Consider the following 18,071-nt stretch of genomic DNA (forward strand, 5'->3'; position numbering starts at 1 on the left):
CGGTCGCGTGCTCGGTGCCCGCCGCAGCGACGTATCCGGCGAGCGCGCCGCGGTGCAACTGCCGGAGCCGTCCGCCCCTGCCGAGCCGGTCGCGCCCGGCGTCGATCTCCGCGTACCCGGGCTCACGCCCTATCTGACCCCGAACGACGACTTCTACCGGATCGACACCGCGCTGATCGTGCCGCAGGTGTCCAAGGACGGCTGGTCGCTGCGCATCCACGGCATGGTCGAGCGCGAGATCCGGCTCGACTGGGCGGATCTGGCGAATCGTCCGGTGGAGGAACACCTGGTCACCCTGGCCTGTGTGTCGAATCCGGTCGGCGGCGACCTGATCGGCAACGCGCGCTGGCTCGGCTACCGCGTGGATCGGCTGCTGGCCGAGGCGGGCCCGCACCCCGACGCGGACATGGTGCTCTCGCGCAGCGCCGACGGCTGGACCGCGGGTACTCCGCTGGCGGTGCTCACCGACGGACGCGATGCCCTGCTCGCGATCGGCATGAACGGCGAACCCCTTCCGGTGCAGCACGGTTATCCCGCCCGGTTGGTCGTGCCCGGCCTCTACGGCTACGTCTCGGCCACCAAGTGGGTGACCGAGTTGGAAGTCACCCGCTTCGACCGCGCCACCGCGTATTGGACGCGCCGCGGCTGGTCGGCACTCGGCCCGATCAAGACCGGCACCCGCATCGACACTCCCCGCGCCCGCGGCCGCGTCCAGCCCGGCCGCGTCCCCATCGCCGGTGTCGCGTGGGCCCAGCACCGCGGCATCCGCGCGGTGGAAGTCCAGATCGACAACGGCCCCTGGCAGCAGGCCCGCCTTTCCGAGGAACAGTCCATCGACACCTGGCGCCAGTGGGTCTTCGACTGGGACGCCACCTCCGGCCCGCACACCGTCCGCGCCCGCGCCACCGACGGCTCCGGCGAAACCCAAACCGCCGACCGCCGCGACGTGATCCCCGACGGCGCCACCGGCTACCCCTCCGTCATCGTCCAGGTGGCCTGAAAGCGACATCGGTCGCCGACCGGTCAGCCGGCTACGGAGTCGGCCTTGGCGCGTTCTTGCTCGGATTGCGCCGGGGCGGATTTGCCGTGGCGGATGAACAGCACCGAGGCGGCGACGCCGATGAGCAGGATGGCGGAGGGGAGCAGGGTGGACTGGCTCAGCGCGGTGCTGAAGGAATCCTTGACGAACTCCGGGATCGGGCCCTGGCCCGCGCCGCCTTCGGCGACGTTTCCGCCGCCCAGTCCGTTCGCCGTCATCCGGGCCGCCACCAGCGCGCTGATCGCCGCGCTGCCGAGCACCGAGCCCACCTGGCGGGTGGTGTTGTAGACGCCCGCGCCCGCACCGGCCTGCTGGACGGGCAGGTTGTGGGTGGCGGTGGACGCCAGCGGGGCCCAGATGCAGGCGTTGGCGAAGCCGGCCAGCGCCGCGGCCACCAGGAACCAGGCCAGCGACGAGTGCGGTTCCATCAGGGCCGCGAACCAGAACACCGACAGCGCGAACAAGCCGAAGCCGACGGTGGGCACGATCCGCGGGTGCAAGCGGTCGGCGAACTTGCCGACCAGCGGCGCCGAGAAACCGGTCACGATCGCCATGGGTGCGAAGACCAGCGCCGACTTGGTCGGCGACAGCTCCCGCACGGCCTGCAGGTAGAAGTACGTCGGCACCATCAGGGAGGTCACCGCCGCACCCATCGCGGCGATCGCGGCATTGGACAGCGCGAAGTTGCGGTCACGGAACAGGCTCAGCGGCAGCAACGGCTCACCCTTGGTCTTGGCCTGGTTGACCAGGAAGACCGCGAGCACCACGATGCCGGCGCCGATCAGCAGCCAGATGCGCAACGACCAGTCGTAGCTGTTGCCCTCCTGGATGCCGAACACCAGCAGGAACATGCCGACGCCGCTGAGCAGCACGCCGGGGATGTCGAATTTGTGCTCGTGGGTCGGCAGTGCGGGCACCAGCCAGACCGCCAGTGCGAAGGCGACGACGCCGACCGGGACGTTCACGATGAAGATCCACTCCCAGCCGAGACCGTCCACCAGCACACCGCCGAGGATCGGGCCGACCAGTGTCGCCAATCCCGCTACGCCACCCCACAGGCCCATGGCGGCGCCGCGCCGGTCCGGCGGAAAGGTCCGGGTGATCACGGCCATGGTCTGTGGCGTCATCAGTGCGGCGCCGATGCCCTGCGCGGCGCGGGCCGCGATCAGCATGCCGATGCTGCCGGACAGGCCGCACCACAGCGACGCCGCGGTGAATACCGCCAAGCCGACCAGATAGATGTTCTTGGGGCCGAATCGGTCGCCCAGCCGTCCGGTGACCAGCAGCGGCACCGCGTAGGTGAGCAGGTAAGCGCTGGTCACCCAGATCACCTGCGAAATGTCGGCGTGCAGGCTGGTCATGATCGCGGGATTGGCGACCGCGACGATCGTCATGTCCAGCAGGATCATGAAGAAGCCGACAACCAGCGCCAGTAGCGCCGGCCACGGATTACGTTGTGTGGACATCTGTTTCGTTCCTAACTCGGATTATCCGAAAAATTCGAGACGGGTTTCGCCACGCTGCCGGGGGGCACCGGCGGCAACACCGCGGAATCGGCGCCGTGGTAGGCCGAGCGCGCGCCGGTCACGGGGTCGAAGTTCTCCCATTCGATTGCGCCGCTGGCCAATTCGGCGGTGAACTCCTTGACCCAGGCGAGTTCGGCGGCGAGCAGAGCCCGCAGATAGGGCAGGGCGATCCAGTAGCGGCGGGGGACGACGTGCTCTTCGGCCCAGGCGCTCAGCATGTCGGTGTCGGCCAGTTCGGTTTCCAGTACGCCGATTCGTTCGCGCAGCAGCGCGAGCACCTCCGGCTTGGGCAGATTGTGCAACTCCCCCAGCGCCACCGGGAAGATCGGATACTCCGGGACGGGACGTCGCACGATCTCGGCGATCCGGTTGCGCAGCGCGTCCCTGCCGCGCCCGGTGATCCGGTAGGTGGTGCGCTCGGGCCGGTTGCCCGCCCGGTCGACGCCCTCGGCGCGGACCAGTTCCTGGTCGGCCAGCCGGGACACGGTGTGGTACAGCGAACCGGGCCGCACCTTGACCAGCTTGTCCTCCCGCCGGGCGATCAGCGTCTGGAACATCTCGTACGGATGCATGGGCCGCTCCTCCAGCAGCGCGAGCACGGCTACGGCCAGCGGCGTCACCGATGGATGCGCCTGCCCTTGCCCCATGCCGGGTCACCTCCGTTGCTGAATCGTCTCGGCCCTCGGCTGCCGCCGTTGCGCACGTTATCGCCGGGCCCCGACATGCTCCACGCTAAATATTCCACGTGGAATATACGGCTCGGAACAGTCCGCCGACAAGACGGATCGACCCGTGATGAGCCACACAATCCCCGGCCTCGCGTATCGCGGTCCCGATTACCTCGCGGATACACTACGAGAGGCCATCGAGACGACAGGTTCTCGATGGCCTCTCGATTTCAGCTCCGGCCGAAGGCCGACACCGTTGGCGACCTGTCCAGCGCCGTTGCTGTTGCGAGACCGGAAATGAAGCGTTGTTCGCCAGGACCGATAGAAGGCCCGATTGCCACACTATGCCGCGGCTCACAACGGCGGCAGTGTCGGAGCCGACATCTATCGCTCGATTCCCGACAGCGCCCGCGAGCGGTCGGACGATTCGGGAGAGATCGGACCGCCGCGCACGCCGGGCCGGAGACCCTCCGACTACAGCGCGTGCTTGTCCAACCAAGCACGCGCGACATCACCCGGCGCGGCGCCGTCGTCCCGGACGCTGCGGATCATGGCCGCCAGCTCGTCGGTCGTCAGCTCGCCCGCGACGTAGTTCAGCTTCTTGATCTGCCGCTGGTCGAGCAGGCCTTTGCGGAACAGCGGCAGCACGTTCTCGGCGCGCACGGCGTAGCCGTCGTCGGCCAGCACGGCCAATCCGTCGGTCGCGCCGGGCGTCAGCTCGGGGGGACCACCGAGAAGACCGACTTGAACCCGTCCGTCCAGCAACGCCTTCCGCAACGCGGCCGGATCCGGGAAGGCCACGGTGGCCGCGAAGTCGCACCCGTCGACGCGCTCACGCCCGACGGAAGGCAGCAGGTCCGGCGTGGTCGCCACACCGACGGTCAGGCCGCCGCAGCGCGGCGCGAGATCGCCCACCGTCCGCACCTTGTCCTGGGCCGCCGCCTGCGCGGTGAGCAGCACCCGCGGCCGCAGATCGGCGCCCTCGGCAGGGTCGGAGACCACCAGCCCCTCGGGCAGCGCGGCGCTCACCGCCTTCACCACCTCTTCGGGGAGCCGGACCGTCGCGTGTTCGTCGAGGTGGGCCAGCAACGCCCCGGTGTGCTCACCGACCACTTGAACCCGATCGGCGTCGAGCGCCGCGAGGTAGTCTGCGCGGTTGCCCAGCCCCGGGGCGACCGCGGTGCGCGCGCCGGTCCGCGCCAATGCGCCCGCGTAGATCTCGGCGAGCACCGACGACTCGATCGAATCGCCCGCGGCGACGGTGATCGACGGCGCCGGCTCGCCGTTCCCGCAGGATACGGCCAAGGCGACCGAAGCGACGACCAGCAACCGAGCCAGCACCCGCTGTGACGCGGCCAACACCATCCGGCGACACCAACCCTCCGACGAATCGACACAGCCAACGGGAAAACCCGGAAGCGGGCAGTATGGACACCCAGAATGTACCGGCGGCCGTTCGGTGCCGAGCCCGCGCCCGCCGTCCTGTCGGAAGGACTCTCGTGAAATCCACCCGCACCCCCGACGCCGCCGTGCGCCCGCGGCCCGCCGTGCGCGGCACGTTGCGCGCCGCCCGCGTCCTCGCCGCCGCAGCCGTTCTCGCCGCCGCGATGATCCTGTCGGCTTGTGGCAATTCCGATCCGCTCGCCACCGGCGGCAGCTGTTCGGGAGACGGATTGATCGTCGGTTCGGCGAATTTCCCGGAGTCCGAGACCGTCGCCAACGTGTACGCGGAGGCGTTGCGCGTCAACGGCTTCACCGTGGACACCAAGCTGAATATCGGCAGTCGCGAAGCCTATATTCCGGCGTTGCGGCAGTGCGCCATCTCGGTGATCCCGGAGTACACCGGCAACCTGCTGCAATACCTGGACAAGAACGCCACCGCCACCAGCGCGGCCGACGTGGAGAGCGCCCTCGGCAAGGCCCTCGGTTCCGATCTCGCGATCGGCGCGCCCGCGCCGGGAGAGGATTCGGACGCCGTCGTGGTCACCCGCGCCACCGCGCAGCGCTGGAATCTGAGCACCATCGCGGACCTGGCCGCGCACTCGGCGGAGGTGAAGTTCGGCGCCCCCGCCGAATTCCAGGAGCGAGCGGGCGGGTTGCCCGGACTGAAGAAGAACTACAACCTCGATATCGCGGCCGATAATTTCGTGCCGATCGCCGACGGCGGCGGTCCCGCCACGGTGCGCGCGCTGGTCGAGGGCAAGGTGACCGCGGCCGATATCTTCACCACCTCACCGGCCATCGCGCAGAACGATCTGGTGGCGCTGCGCGACCCGAAGCACAACTTCCCCGCGCAGAACGTGGTGCCGCTGCTCAACGCGAGCAAGAAGTCGGACAAGGCGCTCGCGGTGCTGAACGCGGTGTCGGCGCAACTGACCACCGACGAGCTGCTCCGGCTGAACGAGGCCGTCTCCGGGGCGGGCAAGACCGAGCCCAGAGCCGCCGCCGCGGCCTGGGTCGCCGCCAAGGGGCTGAACAAGCCGGTGGGCTAGGGAGGGGAATCCGTTGTCCGATATCGAATTCTCCGGTATCAGCAAGACCTACCCGGACGGCACCCACGCCGTCACCGACTTGGATCTGCGCATCGAATCCGGGTCGTTCACCGTGTTCGTCGGCCCTTCCGGCTGCGGGAAGACGACCTCGATGCGAATGATCAACCGCATGATCGTTCCGAGTTCGGGGACGATCACCATTGCCGGACAGGATATTTCGACAGTCGATCCGGTCCGGCTCCGCCTCGGGATCGGGTATGTCATCCAGAGCGGCGGCCTGCTGCCGCACCGGACGGTCGTCGACAACGTCGCGACCGTTCCGGTGCTGCGCGGCGACTCCCGGCGCGCAGCCCGCGCCGCGGCGCTGGAGGTGCTCGACCGGGTCGGCCTGGATCGCGCACTGGCCCGGCGGTATCCGGCGCAGCTGTCGGGCGGCCAGCAGCAACGCGTCGGCGTGGCCCGCGCGCTGGCCGCGGACCCGCCGGTCCTGCTGATGGACGAACCGTTCAGCGCCGTCGACCCGGTGGTGCGCGCCGAATTGCAGATCGAAATGCAAAGGCTCCAGGCGGAATTGCACAAGACGATCGTGTTCGTCACGCATGACATCGACGAGGCGATCACGCTCGGCGATCGGGTGGCGGTGTTCGGTCCCGGCGGAGTGCTCCAGCAGTACGACCCGCCGCAGCGCCTGCTCGCTCAGCCTGCCACCGATTTCGTCGCCGATTTCGTCGGCCGTGATCGCGGTTATCGCGGATTGTCCTTCCGGGCCGCGAACGACGTTCCGCTGCACGAGATCCGCACGGCCGTGGCGGACGAGGTGAAGCAGCTGCGGCTGGACGCGGGCGAATGGGTGCTGGTGGTGGACGCGGCGAACAAGCCGGTCGGCTGGATGGACGTCACCGGGGTCGAAGGGTTCCGCGCGGGCCGCGCACTGGCCGACAGCATGTCGGCGGGCGGCTCGCTGTTCACCCCGTCCGGTGACCTGCGCCAAGCGCTGGACGCCGCGATCTCCTCGCCCTCCGGAACGGGCGTGGCCGTGGACGACTCCGGCGCCGTGCGCGGCGGCGTGCTGGCCACCGAAGTGCTCGAGCAGCTGGCCGGCCAGCGCGCACGGGAGGACGCCGAACGCAACCGCCACTTCTTCGAAGAACAGGTGCGATAGGCGGCCATGAGATACCTCGTCGAGAATTTCTCGGAGATCATGGGATTCACCGCGACCCATCTCTATCTCGCGCTGGTGCCGCTGCTGCTGGCCTTGGTGATCGCGATTCCGGCCGGTGCGCTGGTGCGGCGGGTGTCGTGGCTGCGCCGGGTCACGGTGACCGCCGCGAGCCTGGCCTACACCATCCCCTCACTGGCGCTGCTGGTGATCATTCCTCCGCTGGTGGGCATCTCGGCCATCGATCCGCTGAACGTGGTCATCGCGCTCACCATCTATTCCACGGCACTGCTGGTGATCGCGGTCCCGGCCGCCCTGGATTCGGTGCCCGTCACCGTGCTCGACGCGGCCGACGCCGTCGGCTACAGCCCGCTGCGCCGCACGCTCACCGTGGACATGCCGCTTGCCGTGCCGGTCTTCGTATCCAGCCTTCGGGTGGTGCTGGTGACCAATATCGCGATGGTTTCGGTCGGGGCGCTGATCGGCGTCGGCGGGCTCGGCAAGCTGTTCACCCAGGGCTACCAGCGCGATTACCCGGACGAGATCATCGCGGGCATCATCGTGACGCTCGCGCTGGCGCTGATCGCCGACCGGGCGGTGTACGCGCTGGGCCGCTGGGCGACGCCGTGGGTACGCGCGGATGCCAGGACGGCGAAGGCGAAAGGCGCTGCCACATGAATCTGTTCCTCGACGCCTGGCACTACTGCACCGACGGCGCCAACTGGAGCGGTCCCTCCGGTATCGGGACCCGGATCGTCCAGCACCTCTGGTACAGCTTCCTGACCATCGCCGTCTCGGCGGTGATCGCCGTACCGCTCGGCCTGATCATCGGCCACACCCGGCGGGGGGCGGCGGTGCTGGTCGGGTTCGCCAACGCCATGCGCGCGCTGCCGACCCTCGGCCTGCTGACGTTCCTGGTGCTGCTACTCGGCCTCGGCCTGATCCCGCCGCTGCTCGCCCTGGTCACGGTCGGCATCCCCCCGCTGCTCGCGGGCGCGTACGCCGGAATCGCGAACGTTCCCGCCGACGTCGTGGACGCCTCACGCGCCATGGGCATGACCGAGCGGCAGATCCTGTTCCGGGTGGAGGTGCCCAACGCGCTGCCCATCCTGCTCACCGGGCTGCGCGGCGCGACCCTGCAGGTGGTGGCCACCGCGACGATCGCCGCCTACGTCAACCTCGGCGGGCTGGGCCGGTACATCTTCGACGGCATCAGCCTCTACCGCTACGACCGGGTGCTGGTGGGCGCGCTGCTGGTGGCTGTGCTGGCGATGGTGCTGGACGGCCTGCTCGCGTTCGCGGTATGGGCGAGCGCACCGGGTGTGGACCGGTTGCGCCGCGCGCCACGCCCCGTGGCCGCACCCGTTGGCGAGTTGCAGACCACAGGCTGAACTCGGCGAATACCGTTGCCTACGACAAGGACGCCCCGTTCGGTATGAACGGGGCGTCCTTGTAGCTACGTGAGAACGCGCGTTACGCGACGCCCTCGGCGCGGGCAGCCGCGGCGACCGCTTCGGCGACGGCCGGGGCGACCCGCGGGTCCAGCGGGCTGGGCACGATCTTGTCCGGACCGAGTTCGTCGGCGACGACGCTGAGGATCGCGTCGGCGGCGGCGATCTTCATGCCCTCGGTGATCCGCCGGGCTCCCGCGTCCAGCGCGCCCTTGAAGACACCGGGGAAGGCCAGCACGTTGTTGATCTGGTTCGGGAAATCACTGCGGCCGGTGGCCACGATCGCGGCGTACTTGCGCGCCACCTCGGGGTGGATCTCCGGGTCCGGGTTGGACATGGCGAACACGATCGACTCCGGCGCCATCGACGCGATGAGCTCTTCGGCGATCAGACCGGCGGACAGGCCGAGGAACACGTCGGCGCCCGCCAGCGCCTCCGCCGCGCCGCCGGTGAGGCCGCGCGGGTTGGTGCGGGTGGCCAGCTCGGCCTTCACCTCGTTGAGGTCGCCGCGCTCGCGGTTGACGATGCCCTTCGAGTCGAGCACGGTGACGTCGCGGACACCGGCGGCGAGCAGGATGTTCGTGCACGCGACACCGGCCGCGCCCGCGCCGGACACCACGACCTTCAGGCCCTCGATGCCGCGGCCCTGCACCTTGGCCGCGCCGTTGAGCGCCGCGAGCACCACGATGGCGGTGCCGTGCTGGTCGTCGTGCATCACCGGGCAGTCGAGCGCCTCGATGACGCGCTTCTCGATCTCGAAGCAGCGCGGCGCGGAGATGTCCTCCAGGTTCACCGCACCGAAGCTCGGGCGCAGCAGGATCAGCGTCTCGACGATCGCGTCGACGTCCTTGGTGTCCAACACGATCGGGATCGAATCCAGGCCGGCGAACTTCTTGAACAGCGCCGCCTTGCCCTCCATGACCGGCAGCGAGGCGCGCGGGCCGATGTCGCCCAGGCCGAGCACGGCGGTGCCGTCGCTGACCACGACCACGAGCCGATCGGTCCAGGTGTAGCGCTTCGCCAGCGCCTCGTCCTCGGCGATCGCGCGGCTGACCTGGGCGACGCCCGGGGTGTAGGCGATCGACAGATCACGCTGGGTCTCCAGCGGCGCACTGAGTTCGACCGAGAGCTTGCCGCCGAGATGTCCCGCGAAGATTTCGTCGTTTGTGATTTCGGACAGGCTTGCGGTGGAATTCGGTGCATCAGTCACAGGTGACACGATTTCACTCCTGCTCAGGTCGGGCTAAACCGGGGGACGGTTACCCCTGGGTAATGGGTATAAGTCGTTTCACTACGCTCATCGAGTGCGCTGACCGGTATGTTTCGAGACGGATGCGAGCGAGCGAACACGACTTGCCGGTATCTCGATGCGGGCGCGGCACTGATCCGCGAAACAGAAACCGGACGGGTGGGCCCGGACAGAACATGCGGTGTGATCTCGCGGGTCGCGACGGTACGTCGGCGAGGCGGAGACCTCCGTGATTCCCTCACCCGGCGGTGGCGGAGGTAAGGAATCCGACACATTCTGCCAGTCCGGTGGGCAAGTTGCCAAACCGGTTAGCTCCTGGGCCGTGTCGCGCTCCATCACCCAACGGTAGGAGGCGGCAATTACCTTCAGGTAAGCGGAAACTCCCCGCTCACGAGCCCGGCACGGTGAGTGATCGCACCGCTCGCGGCATTGCCGGTGTGAGTCCCGCGCGGCGGCGGGCCGCCGTGGCCACGGCAGCGCGAAGATCAGGCCACGATATCGCGGGGCTGCTCCGGCAGGCTCGGCGGCGCGTCGGGGCGCACCCACACGCTGCGCACGCCACCCGAGATCAGCCGCATCCGCCAGGTGTCGGAGGCACCGGGATGGTCGGTCCTGCGGTGCATGCCGCGGCTCTCGGTGCGCATGAGCGCGCTGTATTTCGTCCAGCGCGCCACCGCGAGCAGTGCGGCGGCCTGCCGGGCGCGCAACAGGTCCACACCGCTACCGCCGAGGTCGAATTCCGCGCCGGGCCACATCCCGTCGAGTTCTCCGACGCTGTCGCGCAGGCTGCCCGCGCTGCGCCAGTAGCTGCGCCGCAACGGCAAGGTGTGCTCCTGGACGAGGCCGACCACCGCTCGGGGGTCGATCCGCGCGACAGCGTTCAGCCCGGCTCCCGGCACCTCGCGCGCCGGGGCGCGGCGATCCGAGGTCCGCGCGAACTTCGCCGCGGCGGTGCCCGCCCACACACCCGACGCGATCGCCCATGCCCCGCTCAGTCCGCCGGATCCGCTCACCGCGCCGGTGATCGCCTCGCGGCTGACGACGTCGCCCGCGGCGAACAGGCCGGCGACGGTCGTCGCGCACTCCGGCCCGGTGACGCGCAGTCCCCCGGTGCCGCGCACGGTGCCCTCCAGCACGGCCCGCAGCGGCACCCGGGTCGCGCGGTCGACGTGGCCCTGGCGCGTCGGCCGGGACCGGAAGGCGACCGGCACGTCATCCGAGGCGGCGAATATGCGCTGTCCATCGGCGATGGCCGCGAGCGCCGCCGAGCGATGGCCGGGCAACTCGGCGCCGGATTCGTCGTAGAGAGGGGCGGATCGCGAGACGAAACCACGGAGCGCGGCCGGCTCGGCCTTGTCCGGCGAGATCAGGCCGTAGGCGCAGGAGAATTCCATTCCGGACAGCTCGGCGCCCGCTTCCGCGGCGAACAACAGGCCGTCGCCGGTGTCGACGTCGGTGCCTGCGGCGCCGGACAGGAACGCGCAGCCTCCCGTGGCCACCACAACCGCGCCCGCACGCACGCTCCAGCGCCGGAATCCCTCGTGCGCGCTCAGTCCGCCCGCGCCCGCTACCACGCCTTCGCGATCGACCAGCAATTGCAACGCGGGATGATGGTCGAGTACGCGCACCCCGGCTTCCCGCAGCACCCGGCGCATCCGCCGCAGGTAGCGGGCGCCGTCCAGATGCATCCGCCGTCGCGCCGGGTCACCGGCCACGCGACAACCCCACCGGGCCAATTGCTCGACCCGCTGATGGGTCTCCTCGAGCACGCGGTGCATCAGGTCAGGATCTCCCAGCCCGCCGCCGTGCGCGTGCGCGCGCCGCACCGCCTCCTCCCGCGCCGCGCCGGGCGGGATGTGCCATAAGGAGATCGCGCCGCGCGCGGTCGGCCCGCTCGACCGGCAGTGCGCCTTGTCGACGAGCACGACGGTGGCGCCCGTCGCCGCGGCCGAGACGGCCGCCCAGGCACCGGCGGGACCACCGCCGACTACCAGTACATCCGTCTCGAGTTCAGTCACAAAGAAAAATGTTCCGGCACAATTCATCCCCTCGCAACCAATGCCCGGAAATCAGCTCCACCATTGTGTCCACAGCAATAGCCCAGCAGCCAGAAAAACGATCATGGACGCGGCGCAGGCGGCCACCCCGCGGTGCCGGTCCGAATATATCTGCGCCGCGAGGGCGACCACCGCGGCCGCGACGTGCCAGGTGACCGATTCACCGCCGGGCCCGGGGAAGCCGCGCCGATCCGCGAGCACGGCGGCGCCGACCACGACCAGCATGCCCACCACGGTGCCCCCGGCGACGATGCCGCTGAGTCCGCGCAGGAGTCTCACGAGGTGACCACCGGCACGCCGGATGCCTTGCCGACGAGCTTCTCGAACTGCGCGGGATCGGTGGTGTAGTCGCCGAGCCGGATGGTCTTGTTCGAACCGTGGTAATCCGACGAACCGGTGGTGAGCAGGCCGAGTTCGGCGGCGAGATCGGTGAGCACCGCGCGGTCGGCCGCGGAGTGGTCGGGGTGCGCGATCTCCAGGCCGCCGAGCCCGAGCGCGGCCAGCTCGCGGATGTCGTCGAGCGCGAGCAGCCTGCCCCGCTTGCGTGCCCTGGTGTGCGCAAGCACGCTGACCCCGCCCGCGGTGGCGATCATCTGCACCGCCCGGCGCAGCGGAGTATCGGCCTTCTCGGCGTAGTAGGGGCCGTGCGGAGCGAGCAATTCGTCGAACGCCGCGTCCACGCTCGGCACCACACCGGCGGCGACCAGCGCGCGGGCCAGGTGCGGTCGCCCCGCCGATGGACCGGCCGAGGCCAGCACGGCATCGGGATCGATCGGCAGTCCGTCGGCGGCCATCCGCTCGGCCATGGCGCGCAGCCGCTCCACCCGTTCGGCGCGCAGCCGCTCGCGTTCCTCGGCGAAGCCGCGATGGGCCGGGTCGAACAGGTAGGCCAGCAGATGCACGGGCACCGGCCAGCCGTCCTCGCCGAGGCCGACGCACGACATCTCCATGCCGCGGACCAGCGTCATGCCCGCCGGTAGCGCGTCGACCGCTTCGGCCCAGCCCGCCGTGGTGTCGTGATCGGTGATCGCGACGACGTCCAGGCCCGCGGCGGCCGCGTTCCGCACGAGTTCGGCCGGGGTGTCGGTGCCGTCGGACGCGGTCGAGTGGGTATGGAGGTCGATGCGCACGCCTTCAAGTCTTACAGTGCGGCGGCGTCTTCCCGCACGCGCAGGCGACCTTCCGGCAGCCTGCGGCGACGTAGCATCGTCAAGGTGCCGTCCTTTTCTCCGCTCTCCTCACTTCGTGGATCCAGCCGAACGCCCGCGCACCGTTTCATCCCGGTTCCGACGGCGCAGGCGATCGTCGACTGTGCGGTGTACGTGGACGGCAAGCGCCTGTCCGGGCGCTTCACGCATGAAGCGGCCCTCGCGCGAGCCCGCGAGGAACACGGATTCGTCTGGGTCGGGCTGCACGATCCGGATCGCACGCAGATGGCCGACATCGCCGAAACCTTCGGGCTGCATCCGCTGGCCGTCGAGTATGCCTTGGAGAAGCACCAGCGGCCGAAACTGGAACGCTACGACGACTCGCTGCTGCTGTTGCTGCGCACGGTCAGCTACGTCGAGCACGAATTGAACAGTGTCAGCGAGATCGTGGAAACCGGCGAGATCATCGTGTTCACCGGCCCCGACTTCGTGGTCGCCGTCCGGCACGGTGAGCATTCCGGGCTGGCCGAGGTGCGCAAGGCGTTGGAGGAGGACTCCGCGCAACTGGCGCTCGGCCCCGGCGCGGTGCTGCACGCGATCGCCGACCGGGTGGTGGACTCCTACATCGAGGTGGCCCAGTCGGTCGAGGACGACATCGACGAGATGGAAGAGGAGATCTTCACTCCACGCAGCAGGGTCACCGTGGAATCCATCTACCAGCTCAAGCGCGAGGTGGTCGAGTTACGGCGCGCGGTGAATCCGCTCGCCGCGCCGCTCGACCAGCTGAGTCACAAACCGGATCTGCCGGTGCCCAAGGAGGTCCGGCGTTATCTGCGCGACGTCGCGGAACAGCACGCCGCCGTCGCGGAACGGATCAACGACTTCGACGAGGCGCTCAGCGCGCTGATCAGCGCCGCGCTGGCCCGGATCGGCGTGCAGCAGAACACCGACATGCGCAAGATCTCGGCCTGGGTCGCGATCGCGGCGGTGCCGACGATGATCGCGGGCATCTACGGGATGAACTTCGATCACATGCCCGAACTGCACCAGGTCTGGGGCTATCCGATGGTGTGGGTGCTCATCCTCGCCATCTGCACGGGCTTGTTCTTCACCTTCCGCCGCAACAAGTGGCTGTAGCCGGGCGACCGATCACAAGCTGGCGGCGCCGCGCCCCGGGTCGCGCACGTCGATCCCCGCCTCCTGCCACGCCTCCCGCAACGCCTGCGCGCCGCGAACGCGTACCCACGCCGCCTCCGTCGCGGTCACCGGCGTCACCGCGAAGTACCGCACCGGCTCGGCCGGGTCGGGCAGCGACACGGCCGGGATGTCGCTGTCGCCGAGCAGAACCGCGGTGAACGGCGCGTCGCGCCACATCGGCTCACCCAGATCCAGCAGCGCGTCCGCTTGCAGCACAACGCCTTCCACGACCGGAGCCGCGGCGAGCACGCCGAGCGACTTGGCCAGGCCGGAGCTGGCGCCGACCCCGGACCGCAACGTCAGTACCAACTCCGCGCGCGGCCCGCGCACCGGGTCGGCGTGCACCGCGGCGGGATCGCCCATCGGATGCCTGCTGGCGCCGAGCGTCACGTAGTGCACCAGATCGTCCTCGGCGATGCGCAGGATCTCGATCGGTTCCAAGCCCAGGAAGGTGACCGACGCGGCGTCGACATGCGCGGCCTCCACCCCGAAATGGCCCAGCACCTCGGTGCGGACCGTCTCCAGTACTTCCATGCCTCAGATCGCCAGCCGCGCGAGCATGTCCCGAGCCTGTTCGGCCGACTTCGGATCGCACAGCACGTCGTAGCGGCCTGCCACCAACTGCATGGTGGAGGCGAAATCGCGCTGGCCCCTGGTGGCCGCGTACGGGATCGAGGTCGAGATGACGCCGAAGATGACGCCGCCGATCAAGCCGACGAGCAGCGGACCAAGCGCGCCACTGGTGGTGAACAGGCTCAGCAGCAGACCGAGGAACAGGCCGAGCCAGGCGCCGGACACCACACCGCCGCCGATCACCTTGCCCCAGGTCAGCCGATAGAGGACCCGTTCGACCTGCATCAAGTCGACGCCCACGATGGTCACGTCCTGCACCGGGAACTGGTTGTCGGCCAGATAGTCGACCGCCTTCTGCGCCTCGACATAGGTCGGATACGAGCCGACCGGCCAGCCCGACGGGGGTGTCGGGAGGCCCTGCCGCGCACGGCTCGAGTTCCCCAAGGGATTCGTCATGGTTCCATTCTGCTATTCCGACGCATGCCGCGGTGGTGTGAAACGCGTGGTGCGCGTCATTCCGGCGGCACGGCCCTTCTCCGCGATCACGTGCGCCATCTTGGCGCTGGCCTCGTCGATCATCTCGTCACCGAGCATCACCGCGCCGCGCGCGCCGCCCGCCGCGGAGGTGTGAAAGGCATAGGCGTCGAGGATCTCCTCGGCACGGTCGTAGTCCGACTGGCGCGGGCTGAAGATCTCGTTCGCCGCCTCGATCTGTCCGGGGTGCAGCACCCATTTGCCGTCGAATCCGAGCGCGGCCGTGCGCGCCGCGGCCCGCCGGAAACCCTCCACATCCCGGATCTGCAGGTACGGGCCGTCGATCGCCTGCAAGCCGTGCGCACGGGCCGCGAGCAGGATGGTCATCAGGATGTGGTGGTAGGCGTCGCCGGTGTCGTAGCCCTCCGGTTGTTCGCCGACCACCAAGGTGCGCATGTTGATGCTGGCCATGAAGTCCGCCGGGCCGAAGACCAGCGTCTGCACCCGGGGGCTCGCGGTGGCGATCGCGTCGATAGCGCGCAGCCCCGCCGCGTTCTCGATCTGCGGCTCGATACCGATCCGCCCGACGTCGAGGCCGCAGGCCTTCTCCAGCTGGGTCAGCAGCAGGTCCAGCGCGCGCACCTGGCCCGCATCGGTCACCTTGGGCAGCAGGATCGCGTCCAGCGCCGCGCCCGCGCCCTCGACCACGGAAATGACATCCGCGTAGGTCCACTCGGTGGTCCAGTCGTTGACCCGCACCACGCGCAGTTGCGTTCCCCACCCGGAGTCGTTCAGCGCCGCGACGATGTTCGCCCGCGCCTGGGCCTTCGCGACCGGGGCCACCGCGTCCTCCAGATCGAGAAACACCTCGTCGACGGGCAAGGTCTTGGCCTTCTCGATCATCTTCGTGTTGCTGCCCGGGCAGGCGAGCACCGAACGGCGCGGCTTCATGATCACTCCCGTCGATCGTGGCGGGGTGCGAACACCCGCCCGCGAACATCTAGCCTGACAGCATGGCAGCTACCAGGGTGTACGTCGCCAGGCTGGCCGGTTTGGCGGTGCTGGGACCGGACGGCGAGTCTATCGGCCGGATTCGCGACGTCGTCGTGGCCGTCCGTTCCGACCGCCAGCAACCGCGGGTGCACGGCTTGGTCGTCGAACTGCCCACTCGGCGGCGTATTTTCGTGCCGATCCTGCGGATCACCGCGATCGAACCCGGTGTGGTCACGCTGAACACCGGAACGGTGAGCCTGCGCCGTTTCAATCAGCGACCCGGCGAGATGCTCGCCCTGGCACAGATCGTCGATTCGGTGGTGCGGGTCGAGGACCCGGACCTACCCGACCTGGCGGACGTGGACGTCCACGTTGTCGATCTCGGCATCGAGCAGACCCGTTCCAGGGACTGGCTGGTCAGCCGGGTCGCGGTGCGCGGGCACCGCAGGCTGGGCCGCAGGCGCACGGTGCACGTGGTGGACTGGACCATGGTGTCCGGCCTGACGCCCTACGAGATCGGCAGGCCGGGGCAGGACGTCACGCAACTGCTCGAGCAGTTCGAAGGCATGCGCGCGGCCGACGTGGCGCAGCGGTTGCGCGAGCTGCCGGAGAAACGGCGGGTCGAGGTGGCCGTCGCGCTGGACGACGAACGTCTGGCCGACGTGGTGCAGGAACTCCCCGACGACGAGCAGGTCGAGTTGCTCGGTCACCTGGAGGTGCGCAGGGCCGCCGACGTGCTGGAGGCGATGGACCCCGACGACGCCGCCGACCTGCTGGGCGAACTGCCCGAGGGCGAGGCCGAATCGCTGCTCGCCCTGATGGACCCCCAGGAGTCCGAACCGGTGCGCAGGTTGCTCGAGCACTCCCCCTACAGCGCGGGCGGTTTGATGACGCCGAAACCGATCATCCTGACGCCCTCGACGACGGTGGCCGAAGCGCTGGCGCGGGTGCGCAACCCGGACCTCACCCCGGCGCTGGCCTCCATCGTGTTCGTGGTGCGTCCGCCCACCGCGACGCCGACCGGTCGCTACCTCGGTTCGGTGCACATCCAGCAATTGCTGCGCGAACCCCCTGCCCACCTGGTGGGCGGCATTCTCGACACCGACCTGTCGCCGCTGCGCCCCGATCTCCCCTTGGCCGCGGTGACCCGGTATTTCGCTACCTACAACCTGGTCTGCGGACCGGTGGTGGACGAGGAGAACCATCTGCTCGGCGCGGTCAGCGTCGACGACGTCCTCGACCACCTGTTGCCCGAGGACTGGCGCGACCAGGAAGAGACCGACGAGAGGAGCGGGGCGTGAGAGCGCGGGGCCCCGCTCACGCCCGAAAGGACACACCGTGAGCGAGAACGACCCGGGCATGCGGCTCGGTCCCAGCAGGGCGCGCCAACGTTTGGAAACACCGGTGGAAAGCCGGTTCCGGTTCGAGTGGGACGCCGAGGCTTTGGCTCGTAGCAGCGAACGGGTGGCGCGATTCCTGGGGACCGGACGGTATTTGGCGGTCCAGACGATCCTGGTGCTGGTTTGGATTCTGCTGAACATCTTCGTGGTCGCCCTGCGGTGGGACCCGTACCCGTTCATCCTGCTGAATCTGGCGTTCTCCACCCAGGCCGCCTACGCGGCGCCGTTGATCCTGCTGGCGCAGAACCGGCAGGACAACCGGGACCGGGTGGCCCTGGAGGAGGACCGGGTGCGGGCCGCGCAGACCAAGGCGGACACCGAGTTCCTCGCACGGGAACTCGCGGCGCTGCGCATCGCCGTCGGCGAAGTCGCCACCCGCGATTACCTGCGCCGGGAATTGGAAGAACTGAAAGGGATTCTGGACCGAATGGAGTACGGGGAATCCCCTGATCACGAGACCCGGACGGAAAGCGGCGGAAAGGGTGGCCGCAAGAAAAGCTCCGGCCGAAAGCCCGCTCCAACAGCGGTTTCACCGTCGGGAACCAGTGATCAACCGAAAATACCGAATAAGGACCTGACTGGTGGGTAACCTGGACAACGTTGTCCAGAGTGGCCGGCGCAGGGGTTGTCGCGACGGTTGCTCCC

Annotated in this window: 18 protein-coding genes; 8 read left to right on the forward strand and 10 right to left on the reverse strand. The window is 69.3% G+C overall.

Annotated elements, in window-relative coordinates:
- The coding region (locus ON29_RS23120; protein WP_040869446.1) for a molybdopterin-dependent oxidoreductase at positions 1 to 1,000 on the forward strand (1,000 nt) is incomplete at its 5' end.
- Between the two features lie 23 nt (positions 1,001 to 1,023).
- Here ON29_RS23120 and ON29_RS23125 read toward each other — a convergent pair.
- From ON29_RS23125 to ON29_RS23135, 3 genes are all read right to left on the reverse strand, one after another.
- Complete coding sequence (locus ON29_RS23125) at positions 1,024 to 2,505, reverse strand: DHA2 family efflux MFS transporter permease subunit (RefSeq protein WP_040869447.1); 1,482 nt, start codon at positions 2,503 to 2,505, stop codon at positions 1,024 to 1,026.
- Positions 2,506 to 2,516: 11 nt separating this feature from the next.
- On the reverse strand, positions 2,517 to 3,212 hold the full coding sequence (locus tag ON29_RS23130; RefSeq protein ID WP_040869448.1) for a PadR family transcriptional regulator: 696 nt from the start codon (positions 3,210 to 3,212) through the stop codon (positions 2,517 to 2,519).
- A gap of 495 nt (positions 3,213 to 3,707) precedes the next feature.
- Entirely contained in the window at positions 3,708 to 4,598 is an 891-nt protein-coding gene (locus ON29_RS23135; protein WP_040869450.1) for a glycine betaine ABC transporter substrate-binding protein, read from the reverse strand.
- A gap of 242 nt (positions 4,599 to 4,840) precedes the next feature.
- On the opposite strand from ON29_RS23135, the gene ON29_RS23140 reads away from it, so the two are divergent.
- The 4 genes from ON29_RS23140 to ON29_RS23155 are packed head-to-tail and all read left to right on the forward strand — an operon-like array spanning position 4,841 to position 8,275.
- Positions 4,841 to 5,725, forward strand: a complete 885-nt coding sequence (locus tag ON29_RS23140) for an ABC transporter substrate-binding protein (protein ID WP_085994937.1) — start codon at positions 4,841 to 4,843, stop codon at positions 5,723 to 5,725.
- 13 nt (positions 5,726 to 5,738) lie between these two features.
- Complete coding sequence (locus tag ON29_RS23145) at positions 5,739 to 6,887, forward strand: ABC transporter ATP-binding protein (protein WP_040869452.1); 1,149 nt, start codon at positions 5,739 to 5,741, stop codon at positions 6,885 to 6,887.
- 6 nt (positions 6,888 to 6,893) lie between these two features.
- Positions 6,894 to 7,562, forward strand: a complete 669-nt coding sequence (locus tag ON29_RS23150) for an ABC transporter permease (RefSeq protein WP_040869454.1) — start codon at positions 6,894 to 6,896, stop codon at positions 7,560 to 7,562.
- Positions 7,559 to 8,275 (forward strand): ABC transporter permease, encoded by a 717-nt coding sequence (locus ON29_RS23155; protein ID WP_051175503.1) that lies wholly within the window; start codon positions 7,559 to 7,561, stop codon positions 8,273 to 8,275. Before ON29_RS23150 ends, ON29_RS23155 begins: the two co-directional genes overlap by 4 nt.
- Positions 8,276 to 8,357: 82 nt before the next feature.
- Here the strand turns inward: ON29_RS23155 and ON29_RS23160 are convergent, their stop codons facing one another.
- The 4 genes from ON29_RS23160 to ON29_RS23175 form a co-directional block, all read right to left on the reverse strand.
- Entirely contained in the window at positions 8,358 to 9,554 is a 1,197-nt protein-coding gene (locus tag ON29_RS23160) for an NAD(P)-dependent malic enzyme (RefSeq protein ID WP_040869456.1), read from the reverse strand.
- Positions 9,555 to 10,069: 515 nt separating this feature from the next.
- Positions 10,070 to 11,602, reverse strand: coding sequence for an FAD-binding protein (locus ON29_RS23165; protein ID WP_083864018.1), 1,533 nt, complete (start codon positions 11,600 to 11,602; stop codon positions 10,070 to 10,072).
- A 51-nt stretch (positions 11,603 to 11,653) separates the two neighbouring features.
- Positions 11,654 to 11,920 (reverse strand): hypothetical protein, encoded by a 267-nt coding sequence (locus ON29_RS23170; RefSeq protein ID WP_051175505.1) that lies wholly within the window; start codon positions 11,918 to 11,920, stop codon positions 11,654 to 11,656.
- The gene (locus ON29_RS23175; RefSeq protein ID WP_040869458.1) at positions 11,917 to 12,771 is read right to left on the reverse strand and encodes a PHP domain-containing protein; all 855 of its coding nucleotides are present in this window, start codon (positions 12,769 to 12,771) and stop codon (positions 11,917 to 11,919) included. The genes ON29_RS23170 and ON29_RS23175 overlap by 4 nt, the downstream gene beginning before the upstream one ends.
- 75 nt (positions 12,772 to 12,846) lie before the next feature.
- Here ON29_RS23175 and ON29_RS23180 point away from each other — a divergent pair, with 75 nt between their 5' ends.
- Positions 12,847 to 13,926: a magnesium and cobalt transport protein CorA gene (locus ON29_RS23180; protein WP_217999275.1), complete on the forward strand. Its 1,080-nt coding sequence runs from the start codon at positions 12,847 to 12,849 to the stop codon at positions 13,924 to 13,926.
- A gap of 12 nt (positions 13,927 to 13,938) precedes the next feature.
- Here the strand turns inward: ON29_RS23180 and ON29_RS23185 are convergent, their stop codons facing one another.
- The 3 genes from ON29_RS23185 to ON29_RS23195 are packed head-to-tail and all read right to left on the reverse strand — an operon-like array spanning position 13,939 to position 15,984.
- Complete coding sequence (locus tag ON29_RS23185; protein WP_083864020.1) at positions 13,939 to 14,520, reverse strand: suppressor of fused domain protein; 582 nt, start codon at positions 14,518 to 14,520, stop codon at positions 13,939 to 13,941.
- Between the two features lie 3 nt (positions 14,521 to 14,523).
- Positions 14,524 to 15,015, reverse strand: a complete 492-nt coding sequence (locus ON29_RS23190; RefSeq protein WP_040869460.1) for a YflT domain-containing protein — start codon at positions 15,013 to 15,015, stop codon at positions 14,524 to 14,526.
- Positions 15,016 to 15,027: 12 nt separating this feature from the next.
- Entirely contained in the window at positions 15,028 to 15,984 is a 957-nt protein-coding gene (locus ON29_RS23195) for an HpcH/HpaI aldolase/citrate lyase family protein (protein WP_040869471.1), read from the reverse strand.
- Positions 15,985 to 16,046: 62 nt separating this feature from the next.
- Between ON29_RS23195 and ON29_RS23200 the strand changes: the two genes are divergently transcribed.
- Together ON29_RS23200 and ON29_RS23205 are read left to right on the forward strand one after the other, a co-directional pair.
- A complete protein-coding gene (locus ON29_RS23200) occupies positions 16,047 to 17,327 on the forward strand; it encodes a magnesium transporter MgtE N-terminal domain-containing protein (protein WP_040869461.1) in 1,281 nt (426 codons plus the stop codon).
- A 58-nt stretch (positions 17,328 to 17,385) separates the two neighbouring features.
- Positions 17,386 to 18,015 (forward strand): DUF1003 domain-containing protein, encoded by a 630-nt coding sequence (locus ON29_RS23205; protein ID WP_051175507.1) that lies wholly within the window; start codon positions 17,386 to 17,388, stop codon positions 18,013 to 18,015.
- Positions 18,016 to 18,071 lie beyond the last annotated feature (56 nt).

This window comes from Nocardia exalbida NBRC 100660 (assembly GCF_000308575.1).
GTDB classification, from domain to species: Bacteria; Actinomycetota; Actinomycetes; order Mycobacteriales; family Mycobacteriaceae; genus Nocardia; species Nocardia exalbida.